Source organism: Chondromyces crocatus, from assembly GCF_001189295.1.
Classification (GTDB): Bacteria; Myxococcota_A; Polyangia; order Polyangiales; family Polyangiaceae; genus Chondromyces; species Chondromyces crocatus.
In genome coordinates this window covers 3,439,317-3,454,142 of the sequence record NZ_CP012159.1, presented here as the reverse complement: position 1 = coordinate 3,454,142, position 14,826 = coordinate 3,439,317, and the positions used below count along the sequence as shown (strand labels likewise).

At 68.5% G+C, this 14,826-nt stretch carries 12 protein-coding genes; 9 read left to right on the top strand and 3 right to left on the bottom strand.

Features of this window, described 5'->3' with window-relative positions:
- Positions 1–202 precede the first annotated feature (202 nt).
- Positions 203–1,561, top strand: coding sequence for an alpha/beta hydrolase (locus tag CMC5_RS12860; RefSeq protein ID WP_050430684.1), 1,359 nt, complete (start codon positions 203–205; stop codon positions 1,559–1,561).
- A 78-nt stretch (positions 1,562–1,639) separates the two neighbouring features.
- Here CMC5_RS12860 and CMC5_RS12855 read toward each other — a convergent pair whose 3' ends face one another.
- On the bottom strand, positions 1,640–2,401 hold the full coding sequence (locus CMC5_RS12855) for a class I SAM-dependent methyltransferase (protein ID WP_050430683.1): 762 nt from the start codon (positions 2,399–2,401) through the stop codon (positions 1,640–1,642).
- An 81-nt stretch (positions 2,402–2,482) separates the two neighbouring features.
- Here CMC5_RS12855 and CMC5_RS12850 point away from each other — a divergent pair, with 81 nt between their 5' ends.
- The gene (locus CMC5_RS12850; RefSeq protein ID WP_050430682.1) at positions 2,483–3,370 is read left to right on the top strand and encodes a hypothetical protein; all 888 of its coding nucleotides are present in this window, start codon (positions 2,483–2,485) and stop codon (positions 3,368–3,370) included.
- An 18-nt stretch (positions 3,371–3,388) separates the two neighbouring features.
- Here the strand turns inward: CMC5_RS12850 and CMC5_RS12845 are convergent, their stop codons facing one another.
- Both CMC5_RS12845 and CMC5_RS12840 read right to left on the bottom strand, forming a co-directional pair.
- Positions 3,389–4,057, bottom strand: coding sequence for a uracil-DNA glycosylase family protein (locus CMC5_RS12845; protein WP_050430681.1), 669 nt, complete (start codon positions 4,055–4,057; stop codon positions 3,389–3,391).
- Positions 4,058–4,105: 48 nt separating this feature from the next.
- Positions 4,106–4,819 (bottom strand): hypothetical protein, encoded by a 714-nt coding sequence (locus tag CMC5_RS12840; RefSeq protein WP_050430680.1) that lies wholly within the window; start codon positions 4,817–4,819, stop codon positions 4,106–4,108.
- A gap of 679 nt (positions 4,820–5,498) precedes the next feature.
- On the opposite strand from CMC5_RS12840, the gene CMC5_RS12835 reads away from it, so the two are divergent.
- The 7 genes from CMC5_RS12835 (at position 5,499) to CMC5_RS12805 (ending at position 14,702) form a co-directional block, all read left to right on the top strand.
- Complete coding sequence (locus tag CMC5_RS12835; RefSeq protein ID WP_218920258.1) at positions 5,499–6,431, top strand: NADP-dependent oxidoreductase; 933 nt, start codon at positions 5,499–5,501, stop codon at positions 6,429–6,431.
- 26 nt (positions 6,432–6,457) lie between these two features.
- Positions 6,458–6,997, top strand: coding sequence for a hypothetical protein (locus tag CMC5_RS12830; RefSeq protein ID WP_050430678.1), 540 nt, complete (start codon positions 6,458–6,460; stop codon positions 6,995–6,997).
- A gap of 344 nt (positions 6,998–7,341) precedes the next feature.
- Positions 7,342–7,665, top strand: a complete 324-nt coding sequence (locus CMC5_RS12825) for a ribosome-binding factor A (RefSeq protein ID WP_245678421.1) — start codon at positions 7,342–7,344, stop codon at positions 7,663–7,665.
- Positions 7,666–7,759: 94 nt separating this feature from the next.
- On the top strand, positions 7,760–9,346 hold the full coding sequence (locus CMC5_RS12820; protein WP_050430677.1) for a CotH kinase family protein: 1,587 nt from the start codon (positions 7,760–7,762) through the stop codon (positions 9,344–9,346).
- 203 nt (positions 9,347–9,549) lie between these two features.
- Positions 9,550–11,070, top strand: coding sequence for a collagen-like domain-containing protein (locus tag CMC5_RS48480; RefSeq protein ID WP_082362431.1), 1,521 nt, complete (start codon positions 9,550–9,552; stop codon positions 11,068–11,070).
- 346 nt (positions 11,071–11,416) lie between these two features.
- On the top strand, positions 11,417–13,333 hold the full coding sequence (locus CMC5_RS44395) for a serine/threonine-protein kinase (protein ID WP_050430675.1): 1,917 nt from the start codon (positions 11,417–11,419) through the stop codon (positions 13,331–13,333).
- Positions 13,334–13,631: 298 nt separating this feature from the next.
- Positions 13,632–14,702 (top strand): serine/threonine-protein kinase, encoded by a 1,071-nt coding sequence (locus tag CMC5_RS12805; RefSeq protein WP_050430674.1) that lies wholly within the window; start codon positions 13,632–13,634, stop codon positions 14,700–14,702.
- Positions 14,703–14,826: the final 124 nt, after the last annotated feature.

Sequence of the window (14,826 nt, the reverse complement as noted above, 5' to 3'; positions counted from 1 at the left end):
CGAATCGACGGGGAATGGGCTCCCATCCCCTCGAAATCACCACCCCGCGCCGCTCACCGCAGCATTGCGAAGAGGCCGCCCCGTGGCGAGCGCGGGAAGCGCACCTCCTCCGCGGCCCCACAGCGCCGCACTTCGTTTGGGGTCCTCCGAACACTTTTCTCTCGTGCGGACCCGTTCCCGTCTACGGTAGGCGGCCAGACACATGAAGACGCGCTCCCTTTCCTTCCTGGTCGGCCTCACCTCGCTGGTCCTCTGCGCTGGCAGCGCCTCGTGCGGGGGTTCCACCGGGGATGGCGGCGACCACACGCCCACCCCGCCGGGAGGTCCCACCACCCCCGACGGCGAGGAGCCCGAGGTCGACGACGATGCCTCGCCCTGTCGCGCCGGGGAGCGAGGCCGCGTGCTCACCTACGAGAAGGTGGACGAGCGAGCCACCGCGGAAGACACGCAGGCTTACTTCGACGACTACATCACGATCTACACCCAGATCGGCTACGTGACCGAGCCGGTCGCGGCCGAGATCCAGTACGGCATCGACAGCTACCGGGTGACGTACTGCACCGTCGACGCGGCGCTCGCCGATCCGCTCACGGGAGAGCGTCGCAGCCGCAAGATGACGGCGGCGACGGGCATGGTCTCCATCCCGCGCACGAGCGGGGCGAAGCCGGTGGCGCTCTACCTCCACGGCACCTCCGTCTCGAACTACGACGCGCCCTCGAACCCGAGCCTGGAAGAGAGCTTCGACGGGCCCGTCTCCACGGCGATCTTCGCAGGCAGCGGCTTCATCTACGTCGCTCCCGACTACCTCGGCCTCGGCGGTTCTCCCCTCTCCCCGCACCGGTATTTCCACGCCCCCTCCGAGGCCAGCTCCGCCGTGGATCTGCTGACCGCGACGGACGCAGTGCTCACCGATCTGCAAGACGAGCGCAGCAGCGCCCTGTTCCTGTTCGGCTTCTCCCAGGGGGGTCACGCGGCGCTCGCCGCCCACCAGGAGCTTCAGGACAGCGGGAAAGAGCGGGTCAAGGGCACGGCCACGGCGGGTGGGGTCTTCGACGTGGAGCGGTTCTTCCTGTCGTCGCTGGCGAACGAGGAGACGGCCACGCTGCCTCTCTACGTGTCGTACCTGCTGGTCGCCTACGACGCGATCTACAACATCTACCAGGACCCCTCGGAAGCGTTCCGGCCCGAGTACGCCTCCACCGTGACCGGCCTGTTCGACATGGAGCACTACTTCGACGACGTGCTCGACGCGCTGGGGCCGACGGCGAAGGAGACGCTCGAACCGACGTTCCACGACGCCGTGCTGGGCGACGCGCAGCACGCCCTCCGCAAGACCCTGCGCCAGAACCAGGTCGACGACTGGCGCCCCACCGCGCCGATCCGCAGCTACCACAGCCCCAGCGACGAGGAGGTGAGCTACACCGACGCGCAGACCTCCGTCGCCAAGCTGAACGGCAAGGGGGGCAGCGTGACCCTGGAGACGCTGAACAACCTCGACCACGTGAACTCGTGGCTCCAGGCGATGCCGCGCGCCGTGACCTGGTTCCGCGGGCTGGAGTGAACCAAGACAGCGGTCTCCTCGAGGTGAAGCTGGGCGGGGCGCCGTGCTCTCGAAGCCAGCGCCCGTGAGCCTCGCCGCTCACGGCGTCGAAGGCTCGCCCGGCTTCCGCGCTCGGATGCAGAGGAACACCGGCGCCAGGGACAGCTCCTCGTAGAGTCGCGGGGCGACGGCCTTCATCTCGGGCAAGGGGAGCGGTTCGACGACGCGATCGAGGATCCAGCCCGGGTCGACGAGCGCATTCAGGATCTCCGCGAGCGGCCGCCGGTAGCTCTCCACGAAGGGCCTGGGCTCCCCAAAGCCCGACCAGTGCAGGCCGAAGTGCCGCCGCTCGTGGTAGGCGCCCTCGCCGCGGATCTCCGGGTGGTTCCAGTCGCCCATGGGGTGGCCCATGGAGAAGGTCAGCGTGCCGCCGGGTCGAGTCACCCGGAAGAACTCGCGCAGCGTCGGCGTCAGCACCTCCAGGTAATCGAGCGCCAGCGAGCACAGGATCTTGTCGAAGGCGCCGTCCTCCAGCCAGTGCAGCGGCGCGCTCATGTCCCCCTCGGTCAGCTCGACCGGGAGCCCGGCACACCGCGCCCTGGCCAGCGCGATCATCTCGGGGGTCACGTCGAAGCCGTGCACCGTCGCCCCCTGCCGCGCCAGGATCTCGCTGCAGATCCCCGGGCCGCAGGCGGCGTCGAGGACCCGCTGTCCCTCGACCGGCCCCAGGAGATCCAGCGTCGCCGGGCGCTCGTAGAGACCGTTGTGGGGCTTCGTCGGCGCCAGGGCCGAGAAGCGCTCGGCGAAGGAGCCATAGGTTCGCGGGACGCTCGTTTCGGCGCGGACTCTCTCGTCACCCATCAGGACTCGCTCCTTCCGTCGGGGTGCACGCTACCGCATCCCCCATTGCTCTACTCACGGCGCGTTGGTAGCTCTGCGCCGGTGAAGCCGGAAGCTCCCAGGCCCTCGAAGCAGGCGACAGCGCCCACGCCCCCGGAAGAGACCCCGGAGGCGCGCCCCACCTGGCACGCGGTCGACGTCGTCGGGGTGATGGCCGCGGTGCTCCCGGCGATCGTGCGCGTCCCCAGCCGCCGCGAGAAGACCGTGGTCAGCACCATCGAGGGGCGCACCTTCGAGTCCACCACGGTCGAGGAGACCGACAGTGTGGCCTTGATCGGCGGGGGGATCGCGCTCGCTTGCGCCATCGCCGGCGTCCTGCTCTTCCGCACCTTCGCGCCGAAGCGCCGCCCTTTGCGCATCGGCATCGCGCTGATGCTCGTCATCCTCGGCGGCCTGCACGTCGCCCGGGGTGCTGGCGCGTTCTCGGGCCGGGACGAAGGCCCGCTCACGCAGATCGGCGGGCCCCCGCTCCCCGCCTCGGTCGAGGCGCCTCCCCTGGCCGACCACGAGGCGCTCGGCGTCTGGGTGCGCTCGCTCTTCCCCACCTTCCCGATCAGCGCCGTCCGCTGCCCCCCGTTCCAGCCGACCACCGCCGAGGTGACCTGCGCGCTCGACATCCCGGGCAGCGCGTCGATCGACCTCGTGCTGGGACGCACCGAGACTGACTGGAAGATCCTCAGCCCGAAGCGGATCTACACCGCGCGCAACCTCGCCGCCGAGCTGACCCTGGACCTCTCCTCGAAAATGAAGACCGAGGTCGTCGTCGACTGTGGCACGGGCCTCATCCTCGTCACCGGCAACTACCGGCACGTCTGCGCCGCCTCGCGGAAGTCGTCGCCGGAGCCCCGGCAGGTGGACGTCGCCTTCGGCAAGATCGAGGTCACGTTCAAGCCCGACCAGGGCTACACCTGGGCCGCCACCGCGCTTTGAAGGTCTGACGGCGTGATCTCAGGGAGCGGGTGACGCTTCCGCCGGGAATGCGAGCATGGCCGCCACCTGCTGGCGCAGCACCGGCAAGAGCTCGGCCTCGAACCAGGGGTTCTTCTTCAGCCAGGCGTTGTTGCGCCACGAGGGGTGGGGCAGCGGCAAGACGCGCGGGAAGCGCTCGCTCGAAAGGATCGCCTCCCAGCGCTTGACGGTGCTGGTGAGTCCATCGAAGTCCTCGCCGAGGTGCCAGGCCTGGGCGTACTGGCCGATGACCAGGATCAGCTCCAGGTGAGGGAGGGCCGCGAAGAGGGACGTCCTCCAGCGTGGGGCACACTCCAGCCGCGGCGGCAGATCCCCCCCCTTCGCGTCGTTCCCCGGGAAACACGAGCCCATCGGCACGATGGCGACGCGGCGCCCGTCGTAGAAGACGGTCTCGTCGATGCCCAGCCAGGCGCGCAAACGCACCCCGGAGGGATCGTCGAAGGACTTTCCGCTGGTGTGGGCCAGGATCCCGGGCGCCTGGCTCGCGATGCAGAGGCGCGCCGAGGACTGCCCGTGGACGATGGGGCGCGGCTCGTGGGGGAGTCCCGGCAGGTTCTCGGGCGCGTCACGGCAGATGCGGCATGCGCGGAGCGCCGCGGTGATCGTCTCGAAATCCGTGGGCTCCGGTTGCTGGCGGGGAAGACTCATCCGCTCCGACGCCGCTGACGGGACGCCGCTCCTGGTGGGCTCAGGTCATCAACAGTCGAACGGATCGCTCCCCTCGGGGCAGGCCCCGGTGCCCTCGGGCTCGTCGCATTCGCCATCGTTCTGGTAGGGACAGTTGCAATCGGCAAAGTCGCTTCCCTCGGGGCAGGCCCCGGTGCCCTCGGGCTCGTCGCACACCGTGTCGTTCACGTAGGGGCAGTTCCCGGCCGCGGCACAATCGACGACGTCGGTGCCCTCCGCGCACGTCCCGGTGCCCTCGGGCTCGTCGCACACCCCGTTGTTCGTCGTCGCGCACACGGGGCCACCACCACAATCGACGACGTCGGTGCCCTCGGCGCACGTCCCCGTGCCCTCGGGCTCGTCGCACACGCCGTTGTTCGTCGTCGTGCACACGGGCGTGGACTCGGTGAGACACTGGTTCAGCGCGCCGCTCGCGGAGAGACAGCTCGGCGGCACGCGCATCTGCTCGTTGTTGCAGACCGCATCCCGCTTGTAGCAGGCGACGTATGCGTCATACAGGTCGTCGCAGCGGACGCCGACAGCGCGGTTCTCGAGCGCAGTCCACTCCTTGAGGCACGCCGCCTGGTCGTCGTTGCACTCGACACAATCGCAGATGATGTCGCAGAGCGACGGGTCGGGGCTCCCCGGCGCGAGATCGGTTCCGGTCGCGCAAGCTGCCGCGGCGACGATGAAGCCCGTGGCCATCGTCGCGATCCACTTCATGCTCTTCGGGAGTCCACTCATAAGCCTATCGAGCCCCTCGTCGGCGCAGCACCGGTCCCCCCGGAGCCGGCGCAATGTCGCGCATCCTAGGCGCAGTGCGACGCCGCTGGGTAGATCCCTTCGCAGGCTCGCATCCTGGTTTTTTTCGATGCGCTGGTGGTCCATCCGACACGACGTCGGCGCGACGAGGCGATGGCACGGTTCCTCGTCGGGATGCCACCGTCCCCTCCTCCCGCTCTCACACATTTCGTCCGGATGTCACCTCCACCGCCCTGTTCCCGTCGAGTCGCTGGCAATCTCTTCACCCTCACGAACCCGACCGGCGCTGCATTCGCCACCCCCGGATCGTCGACGCCATAGGCCACGAGCAATGCGCCCATTCGGACGGATGACATCGGCTCGGTACGCATCCCGCGCCGCGACAGAGAAAGCCTTGGCAGAGAGCGCCTCGGCAGGGGCGTCTGTGCGCTCGACCTCACCGACGTCTCGTTCCAGGGCCAGTCTCTCAAATAGAGGCCTCCGGTAAAATCAGGTCGGCCAGCGCCCACCCTTCTCATCGGGTCCATGGTGCGCTTTGCTGGGGGCCGCTTCGGCGCATGCCGGCAGCAGCGCGTACGGGTGGGTAATGGTCGTTACCGCCGTTCTCCCCCCCGGAGGGACCACTGTCCTCCGGCAAAGCCGGATGAATCAAGGAGTACCGGTGAGCACGAGAGCCGCGAGGGTCCATTCCTATGATGTTCTGCAGCGCGTGCGCGTCGAGGACGCCCCCGATCCCGTCGCGGGAGCTGGAGAGGTCCTCCTCGATGTCGCCGCGGCGGGCGTCAACCCGATCGACTGGAAGATCGTCGAGGGGTATCTGAAAGACCTGCTCGGAGATCGGTTCCCGCTGACCCCGGGCGTGGAGGTCTGCGGCACGGTCGCCGCGCTCGGGGAAGGCGTCGAGGACCTCGCCCTCGGCGACACCGTCTTCGGCTTGATCGGCCTGACGGGCGGGTATGCGACGCGCATCGCCGTGCCCGCCAGGTTCCTCGCGCCCAAGCCCCGGAGTCTGTCGCACCTCGAAGCAGGCGCGTCCGCGGCAGCGGCGTTGACGGCCTTCCAGGCGGTCCACGAGCTGGGGAAGCTCACACCCGGGCAGCGCGTCCTGGTCCACGCCGCCGCGGGCGGGGTCGGCAGCTTCGCCGTGCAGATGGCGCGAATCGCAGGGGCCGAGGTCATCGGCGTCACCTCGGCCGGGAACGAGGCCTACGTGCTCGGTCTCGGCGCATCGCGGGTGATCGACTACCGGACCGAGCGGTTCGAGAACCTCGTCGCCGAGGTCGATCTGGTGCTCGACCTGGTCGGGGGGGACACGCTGGAGCGGTCCTGGGACGTGCTGAAGCCCGGAGGCCTGCTCGTCTCCGCGATCAGCCCCCCGGATCCAGCGCGCGCCGCGGCGGTGGGCGCGCGGGGGATCCACCTCGTGTCCCGCTCCGACAGCGCCCAGCTCCGCGAGATCGGCGGCCTGTTCGACAGCGGGAAGCTCCGGTTGACGCTCGCTGGCGTCTTCCCGCTCGATGAGGTCGTCCAGGCGCTCGAGATCAGCAAAGCGGGGCGCGTCCGCGGTAAGCTCGTGCTCGACACCCGAAGTTGACTTCAACGTTGAGGAGCCGAGCCCCCATGAAGACCGATCTCCGACGCCCGACCCTGCGCCAGTACCTGTCGACCGGCGTCGCCCTCGCGCTCGCGCTCACGGGCGCCGCGTGCATCGTCACGACCTCGTCGTCCGGTGAACCCAGCGGTGCTTGCACCCAGATCGGCTGTGGCGGAGCGTTCTCCGTCGAGTTCGCGCGCAACGGCGCCTGGCCGGCGGGCACCTACCGTGTCTCCGTCGAGACCGACGGAGCGACCGTCGACTGCACGACGACGTTGCCCTTTTCGGGCTGTAGCGAGGCCCCGGCGTGCACCTCGACCCCCGGCTTCATCCTGGGCCTGAGCGGCTGCGCCCTGCCCGCTTCGGAGCACAAGCTCTCCGGGATCGAGTTCCCGCAGACCACCCCGTCGTCGCCGCCGGCTCGGATCTCCGTGAAGGTCTACGCCGACGAGACCCTCCTCGGGGAAGGCGCCTACACCCCGACCTACACCACCTCGCAGCCCAACGGCCCGGATTGCGGCCCCACGTGTACTGGCGCCCCGCCGGTCGTCCTGACGCTGAACTGACGAGCGCTCTGTCGAGCCGCGCGGGCTCGCAGTCTCCCCCCGCGCAAGCTCGCAGCCCCAGGGCGGGCTTGCGAGTCCTCACCTGCTGAGGCATCCTCGTCCGCGAGGAGGCCCGCCATGCACCCTGTTGCCAAGACGAGCCTCGCCATGCTCCCCGGCAGCGTCCTCGACGCGCGCTGAGCGGTCACAGCGAGGCTCACCCCGAGAACCCTGGGCGTTTCGTGTCGTCGTTCGATGCGGCGGCGCGCGCATTCTCCGGTGAGACGGGGATCGTGCCGCCGCGCTCTCGGGAGCAGGTCATGAGCAGAGGTCGTTCGAGGAGCCGCGACGAAGCGGCTCCCATCATGGGAGACGATCCCTTCACGGGGATGGTGGCGAGCAAGGCGGAGCGCAAGGAACGGCAGCTCTGCCGCCAGGCGCATGAAGCCTTGAGTGAGGCCCTCGCCACGCTGAATGACAGCATCTTGCTGGAGGTCTGGGTGGCCGCGGTGGAGCCGGCCCCGGACGGGAGCCGCCTCGCGGTGATCGTCCAGGCGCCACGGGGAGCTCCGCTCGACGAGGTGAAAGAGCGTCTCGAGCGGGTCGCAGGATACCTGCGCTCCGAGGTCGCCTCCGCCATCCACCGCAAGCGGGCACCGACGCTGGTCTTCCAGGTCATGCCGCCGTAGCCCACCACCACGAGCGCGCCCGCAGAGGGCCGTGAAGCGACCTCGATCCTGCTCACAGGACGAGCCTCACGGCCCCTGCGGTATAGTCCCCGGCATGCGACACCCCCGCTTGCCTCTCGCGACGATCGCCCTGGTCCTCGGAGCGCTGCCCGCGCTCGGGTGCTCCGACGATTCAGGTGACCCCACCGACGGCAAGACGAACAGCACCACCACCACGGAGCCCGAACCGGCGGCCCTCTGTCAGCCCTCGGGAGGCGGTCCCCACTGGTTGCTCGAAGGGGAGACGGTCATCTTCCAGGTCGGCTGCGCGACGGACATGGTGCTGCCCGACGACGCCTTCGAGGTCACCTCCTTGCCCGAGGGCGCGACCTACGACGCCACGAAACGCGAGGTCGCCTTCTCGCCCGGGTTCGACCAGGCCGCGGTCTACGAGGTCGAGATCCACGTCGCAGAGACGTCGGAGACCGCGCAGGTGAAGATCGGCGTCGCCGACGCCTGGGACCACCCGTCGAACGTGCCCGTGGTGGATCCCACCCGGTACACCGAGGAGTACGGCCTTCCCGTGCTCTTCCTGCAGCAGCGCCCGGTGACCGACGAGTACGTCGCCAACACGTTCATCTACCGCGGCCATACCTACACGGCCGAAGCCAAGCTGCGCGGCGCCTCGTCGCTCGGCTACCCGAAGAACAGCTACACGCTGAAGTTCTCGAAGCAGGACCGGTTCCAGGAGCCCGACGAGGCCGATGGCTTCACCAACAAGCGCAAGATCGTGCTCACCACCCCCTTCGACGACAACTCGTACGTGCGCCAGCGGCTGGCCTACGATCTCTGGAACCGCCTCGATCCAGGCCACGTGCAGATCCAGACGTACAGCGCCGTGGTCTACATCGAGGGCGAGTACTGGGGGCTCTACACCGTCGGAGATCACGTCGACAAGGACCTGATGGAGCAGCACGGCTTCTGGGACGACGGGAACCTCTACAAGGCGATCAACCACGACGCGAACTTCGACACGCGGGCGAGCGGCGGTGGCCCGAAGGGCGCGCTGCACGCCGGCTACGAGAAAAAGGAAGGCTTCCCCGAAGAGGGCGAGCCGGGCGCGTTCTCCGACCTGGAGGAGCTGGTGCAGTTCGTGGCGACCTCCGACGCGGCGACGTTCCGGTCGCAGATCGGGTCGCGCATCGACCGGCGCGACTACGAGAACTGGTGGATCTTCGTCACGTTCATCAAGGGCAGCGATTCCGCTGGCAAGAACAGCTACCATTACCGCGATCCCCGCTCGAATGGCGTGTTCCGCTTCATGCCCTGGGACTTCAACGAGAGCTTCGGCCAGACCTGGCAGTCGGAGCGCACGGGCGCGTCGGAGGTGATCGAGTACCGGAACATGAACCGGCTGTTCGACCGGTTCCTGGAGGAGCCCTCGATTGCAGGCCCTTTGAAGGCGCGCTACGCCGAGGTGCTGCACGGCGTCTACTCGGAGAGCGCGGTGCAAGCGCTGGTCGACGGCTACATCGCCCGGATCGACACGAGCGCGCGGCGCGACGAGCAGAAGTGGGGTCAGGCGTACCAGACCTACGGCGGCTGGGCGTGGCGGAACAACTTCACCACCTACGAGGAGGAGGTCGCCTACCTGAAGGCGTGGATCTCCGAGCGGTGGCGCTTCCAGGACGCGCTGTACTGAAGCCCGGACGCGGTGACCCCCACCTGACGCCACGCCAGCCATCTCTCGCTCGCGAGCGCGGCGTCATCTGTCTCGTGGGGGGGGTGGCGCCAACGGTGTCACGAGGCAGGTACCGAAACACGAAAACCCACAGGGATCGTCACCCTCCACGTGACGTGAATGGAGGTGCGACGCGCCGTCCGGCTCGATGTATATGCTCGCCAATGCGAGCTTCCGTTCTGCTTGCCGGGCTCCTTGCGCTCTCTGCCTCGCTCCCGGCGTGCTCCTCCGACGACCTCCCCGCCGATGCCGAGTGCGTCAAAGACGCCGAGTGTTCAGGGGCGGGCGCGGTCTGCCTGTCGAACAAATGCTTCCAGTTCGTTGCCGATTGCGCGCAGTGTGCCGGAGAGACCTGCACCGATCGGTGTCTCGCAGGCGTCCCCGGCCCGCCTGGAGTCGCGGGGGCCACGGGCCCTGCGGGACCTGAAGGGGCGCAGGGAACGCCGGGCGAGGCAGGTCCAGCCGGCGCGCAAGGAGCCGACGGCAGCACGGGGCCGCAAGGGGAGCCGGGCCCTGCCGGGCCAGTGGGGCCGACGGGTCAGGCAGGAGCTCCGGGCAGCATGGGCCCCATGGGACCGGCGGGACCGCAGGGCGCCGCTGGTCCGCAAGGGCCGGCGGGACCGGCCGGAGCGACGGGCGCGCAAGGGCCCGCGGGAGCGACGGGTGCGCAAGGGCCTGCAGGACCGAGCGGAGCGACGGGCGCGCAAGGGCCGGCTGGCACGGTGGGTGCGCAGGGGCCTGCCGGCGTGGCGGGTCCAGCCGGCCCCATGGGCCCTGCGGGACCGACAGGACCTGCGGGCGCTGGCGCGCCAGGGCCACAAGGAGCTCCGGGGCAGCCCGGGCCGCCTGGAACTCTCTACGGTGAGGAAGCGGCGCTCTTCGTGGGCTTCACCTCGACCCAGATGGAGGGCGCGGTGGGAAGCCGGGAGCAGATGCACGCGATCTGCTCGGCGCAGTACGTCGGCAGCCACTTCTGCCATGTCGCGGAGTACTACGGAGCCGGCGCGGCATCACCCGTCCCCGCCTCGGGCGCCTGGGTCGACAGCAGCGGGGCCATCAGCGTATCGAGCGGGACCGTTTACTCGCTGAGCACACTGACTGGCCCACGGAGCGGCCGAAACAGCAGCTCCAATGACTCCGCGAACTGCGCCAACTGGACGTCGAACACCTACCAGTCGGGCCAGTACACCTACAACGCCTCGGGCATGACGGTGTCCGTGGGCGGCCCGCAGACGGGGCTCTGCAATGCGGCCCGACCGCTGGCCTGCTGCGCGACGCCCTACCGTGAAGCGTTCGCCGGATTCAGCAGCGCGTCGACCGTCGGGGAAGCGGGAGGCCGCGAGTCCATGCACGCCCGCTGCGCGAACGAGTTCACCGGAAGCCACATGTGCCACGCCGCAGAGTATGCGCGCGCCACGCCGACCACCCTGCCCCCCGCAGAAGGCGCATGGCTGGACAGCTCGTCGTATTTTGCGAACAACACCGTGTACACGATCAGCGGCCTCGGCAGCATGGATGGAGGCCGGATGGCAGGACGAAGCGACTCCTCGAACTGCGCCAACTGGACGTCGAACACCTACCAGTCAGGCCAGTACACCTACAATTCCTCGGGCCTGACCGCGACACGCACGGGCTTCTCGACGAACCTGTGCAACGTCGCCCGCCCCGTCGCCTGCTGCTACTGATCCACCGACCTGCCACGCGAAGCACCACGCGCACGCGTGCGCGCTCGGATCACGGCTTCGATCCGAGAGGTCTGACCCATGAGAGCGCAGGAGCCGTCGGGTTGCACGCTGGAACCCGATGATCCAGCATGCGCTCAGCTCCCCCCGAGGACGTCGTGACGCCGAGCTTTTCGTCTCGTCCGCGTCGATGTGTGCCAATGGAGTCACCGATTGCGAACCGCCGGCATGGCATCGTCCCACCGTCGTGACGAAAATCACGGCGGCCCAGGACAGATCGGGGAGTGAAGCGCGTGCGGCGCGAAACAACCGCCGATAGCTCCCAAAATCACTTCTCACGAGCATCGACATGAACATTGCTTCAGGGACCATCGTCGGGGGCAAATACCGGATCGAACGTCCGCTCTCGCGCGGCGGAATGGGCTCGGTCTGGGCGGGGCGGCACGTGGCGCTCGGCTCTCCCGTCGCGATCAAATTCATGGCCGCCGAATACGCTGCGTTACCGACGTTCGTGGGTCGTTTCGAACGCGAAGCGAGAATCGCCGCCAACCTCCGGACGCCTCACGTCGTCCACGTCGGAGACTACGGCATCGAGCGAGGCAATCCCTACATCGTCATGGAGCTGCTCCAGGGGGAGGATCTCGCGGCGCGCCTCGAGCGGGTTCGTCGCATCCCGCTGCACGAGGCGCTGCGCATCCTCGCCCAGGTGGCCAAGGCGCTGCGCAAGGCGCACGAGGCAGGCCTCGTCCACCGCGACCTCAAGCCCGGCAACATCTTCCTGACCACCGTGGAGGACGAAGAGGTGGTCAAGGTGCTCGACTTCGGCATCGCCAAGGAGACGCGCCGCCGGCGAGGCCGGAAGGACGGTGAGCGCCGGCGACGCGGAGAGATCGCCGAGTGGGAGCTGACGCGGACCGGAGAGCTGCTCGGATCGCCCTATTACATGAGCCCCGAGCAGGTGCGCGGGGACAAGGACATCGATCACCGCAGCGATCTGTGGTCCCTCGGCATCATCCTCTTCCGGGTCCTCACGGGCGAGCTACCGTTCGCGGGGGACGACTTCGGCTCGATCTTGTCGAGGATCCTCGTCGATCCCGTCCCTCGCGCGACCAGCGCCGCGCCTCACCTGCCAGAGGCGATCGACGGCTTCTTCCAGCGGTGCCTGGAGCGCGACCGGACGAAGCGCTTCCAGTCCGTGAGCGACATGCTGGAGGAGCTGTACCGCGTCGCCGATCTCCAGCCGCCCATCACCTCGCTCATCGAGCGGCGGCTCCAGCTCGTCGAGGAGCAAGTCACGCTCATCGCAGGCAGCGTCCCTGGCCGGCGCTCGGGCGTCGACTGGCACGCGCAGGCGCCTCCCCCCCCCTCGCGCACGTGCGCCGACGCGATCCCGACGATGAAGCAAACCCGCCGCGAACTCTCGACCCAGCACGAGACGTATGCCGATGGCAGCTCCGACCAGCACCTCCACACGACGGCTCCCTCGACGGTCACCAAGCGCTCGATGCCTCCCTCGGAGGAGCTGGCGGTGCTGCCCTACACCTCAGCGTCCACGTGGATCGCGCCCGTGGCCATCGTCGTCGCCATCGCCGGGACCATCCTGGCCGGCTGGGCCATGACCAAGCCGACGTCGGGCGTGGGTCACCACGAGCCTCCGCAAGGCTCGGCCCCACACCACCTGGAACTGCCAGCCCCGCTGGAGGATCCACCGCGAGCGATGCCGCCCCCTCCGCACGATCCCAGCGAGCCCGCACCGACGACCAATCACCCTCCCCCGCGGTCGCTCCCCCCGAAGACCCCCTACGACACGCCCAGGCCGACGGGCACCCCCCTCCACCGGCGAGCCCGAGCCGACGTGACCCCAGCGCCCTCCGCACCTTCTTCCCAGGCCCGGGACCCGTCTCTCCGGACTTCCTCCAGCAAAGAGCGGATCGGCATCGAGCCACCGGGCCCCTCGTCCGAGGTCGACGCCGAGGCCGCATCCTTCACGGAGGGGCCACCCTTCCCCGAGAGCATGGCCCAGCGACAGCTCGACCAGGCCGCCCTCCAGGCCAGGAGCTGCGCCACCCAGACCAGCGAGAAAGGTGGAGGCCGCCTCCAGGTACAGTTCACCCCCAACGGCACCGTCAACGAAGCCATCGTGATGGGCCCCCCCTTCGCGCACACCGAGATCGGTCGCTGCATCGAAGCCAAGTTCCGCGCGCTCACCATTCCCCGCTTCAACGGCGCCCCGGTGAGGCGCTACCAGCTGTTCTCGCTCCCGTAGCCAGCCACTCCCGCCCCTGAAGACCCGAGGAGCGCCCCCGGGTAGCCGCCTCTGGGCTCGACCCGCTCCTCTCCTGACGCCCCGCGTACCCCGACGCCCCCGCGCAACTGCCCGAAACTTCAAACGCCCTGGCGAGCCACAGCACGCATGGTGGTTTACATTTTGGCGTCGAACGCGCTCGTCATGTACCGTCGCCGACAGTTCCAGGCTCATCTCTTTACGTGCCAGCGATGCAGATCGGCTCCGGAGCCCTCATCGGGGGAAGTACCAACGAGAGCGTCCGCTCTCCCGTGGCGGAATGGGTTCGGTCTGGGTAGCCCGACATCTCACGCTGGGCTCCCCCGTCGCCATCAAGTTCATGGCCCCCGAGTTCGCTGCCCAGCCGGCCTTCGTCGCCCGGTTCGAGCGAGAGGCGCGCATTGCGGCCAACCTCCAGACCCCCCATGTGGTCCACGTGGGTGATTACGGCATCGAGGGAAGCACGCCCTATCTCGTGATGGAGCTACTGCAAGGTGAGGACCTCGGTGAGCGCCTCCAGCGTGAGCAGAGCCTGTCGGTCCAGAACGCCGCTCGCATCTTCACTCATGTGGCCAAGGCCTTGCGTCGAGCCCACGAAGCAGGTCTGGTTCACCGCGATCTCAAGCCGAGCAACATCTTCTTGGCATTCGAGGAGGAGTACGAAATCGCCAAGATCCTCGACTTCGGCATCGCCAAGGAGATCAGACAGCAGGAGATCACAGGCTTGACGCTCACCGGGGAACTCCTGGGTTCACCCTACTACATGAGTCCGGAGCAAGTGCGCGGCGACAAGAACATCGACCATCGAAGCGATCTCTGGTCGCTGGGGGTCATTCTGTACCGCTCCCTCACCGGAGAACTGCCTTTTTCGGGCGACAAACTGGGCACGGTGTTCGCGCAGATCCTGGTCGATCCCCCTCCTCACGCATCGGCGGTGCCGCCGAGGCGCGCCCCACCGACGCTCCTCTCCAGGAGTCGCTCCCCACGCCGCCACAGCGAAGCCAGGAATCCCAGTCGGATTCGAACGGCAAGCGGCTCGATGCTGCAAAGACGACAGCAAGCGTTCTCGAAGCACCGAGCGGCAACGCTGACGAAACACCAGCAAAACGAGCCGCAAAAGTCCAAGAGGTGGCAAACTCCACCGACTCCGACACGCCCGCGAAGGGCTCGAGCGGAGAGCCTTCAGGCGATCCCATGGCAGCGCGGCCATTTCATGATCTGTTCGCGCGTCGAGTCCTCCTCGAGGCAGCGACACATGCGAAGAGCTGTGCGACGGCGGACGGACCGCGTGGAAGTGGCACGGTGCAGGTCACGTTCGCCCCCAACGGTACGGTTGGCTTCGCCGTGGTGACAGGAGCCCCATTCGCCGCCACCTCGACCGCATCCTGTATCACCGCGATCTTTCGAGCCCAGAAGGTCCCCGCTTTCGCCGGAGGACCGGTCAACCGTTCCCAGGCGTTCTCCATCCCCTGACG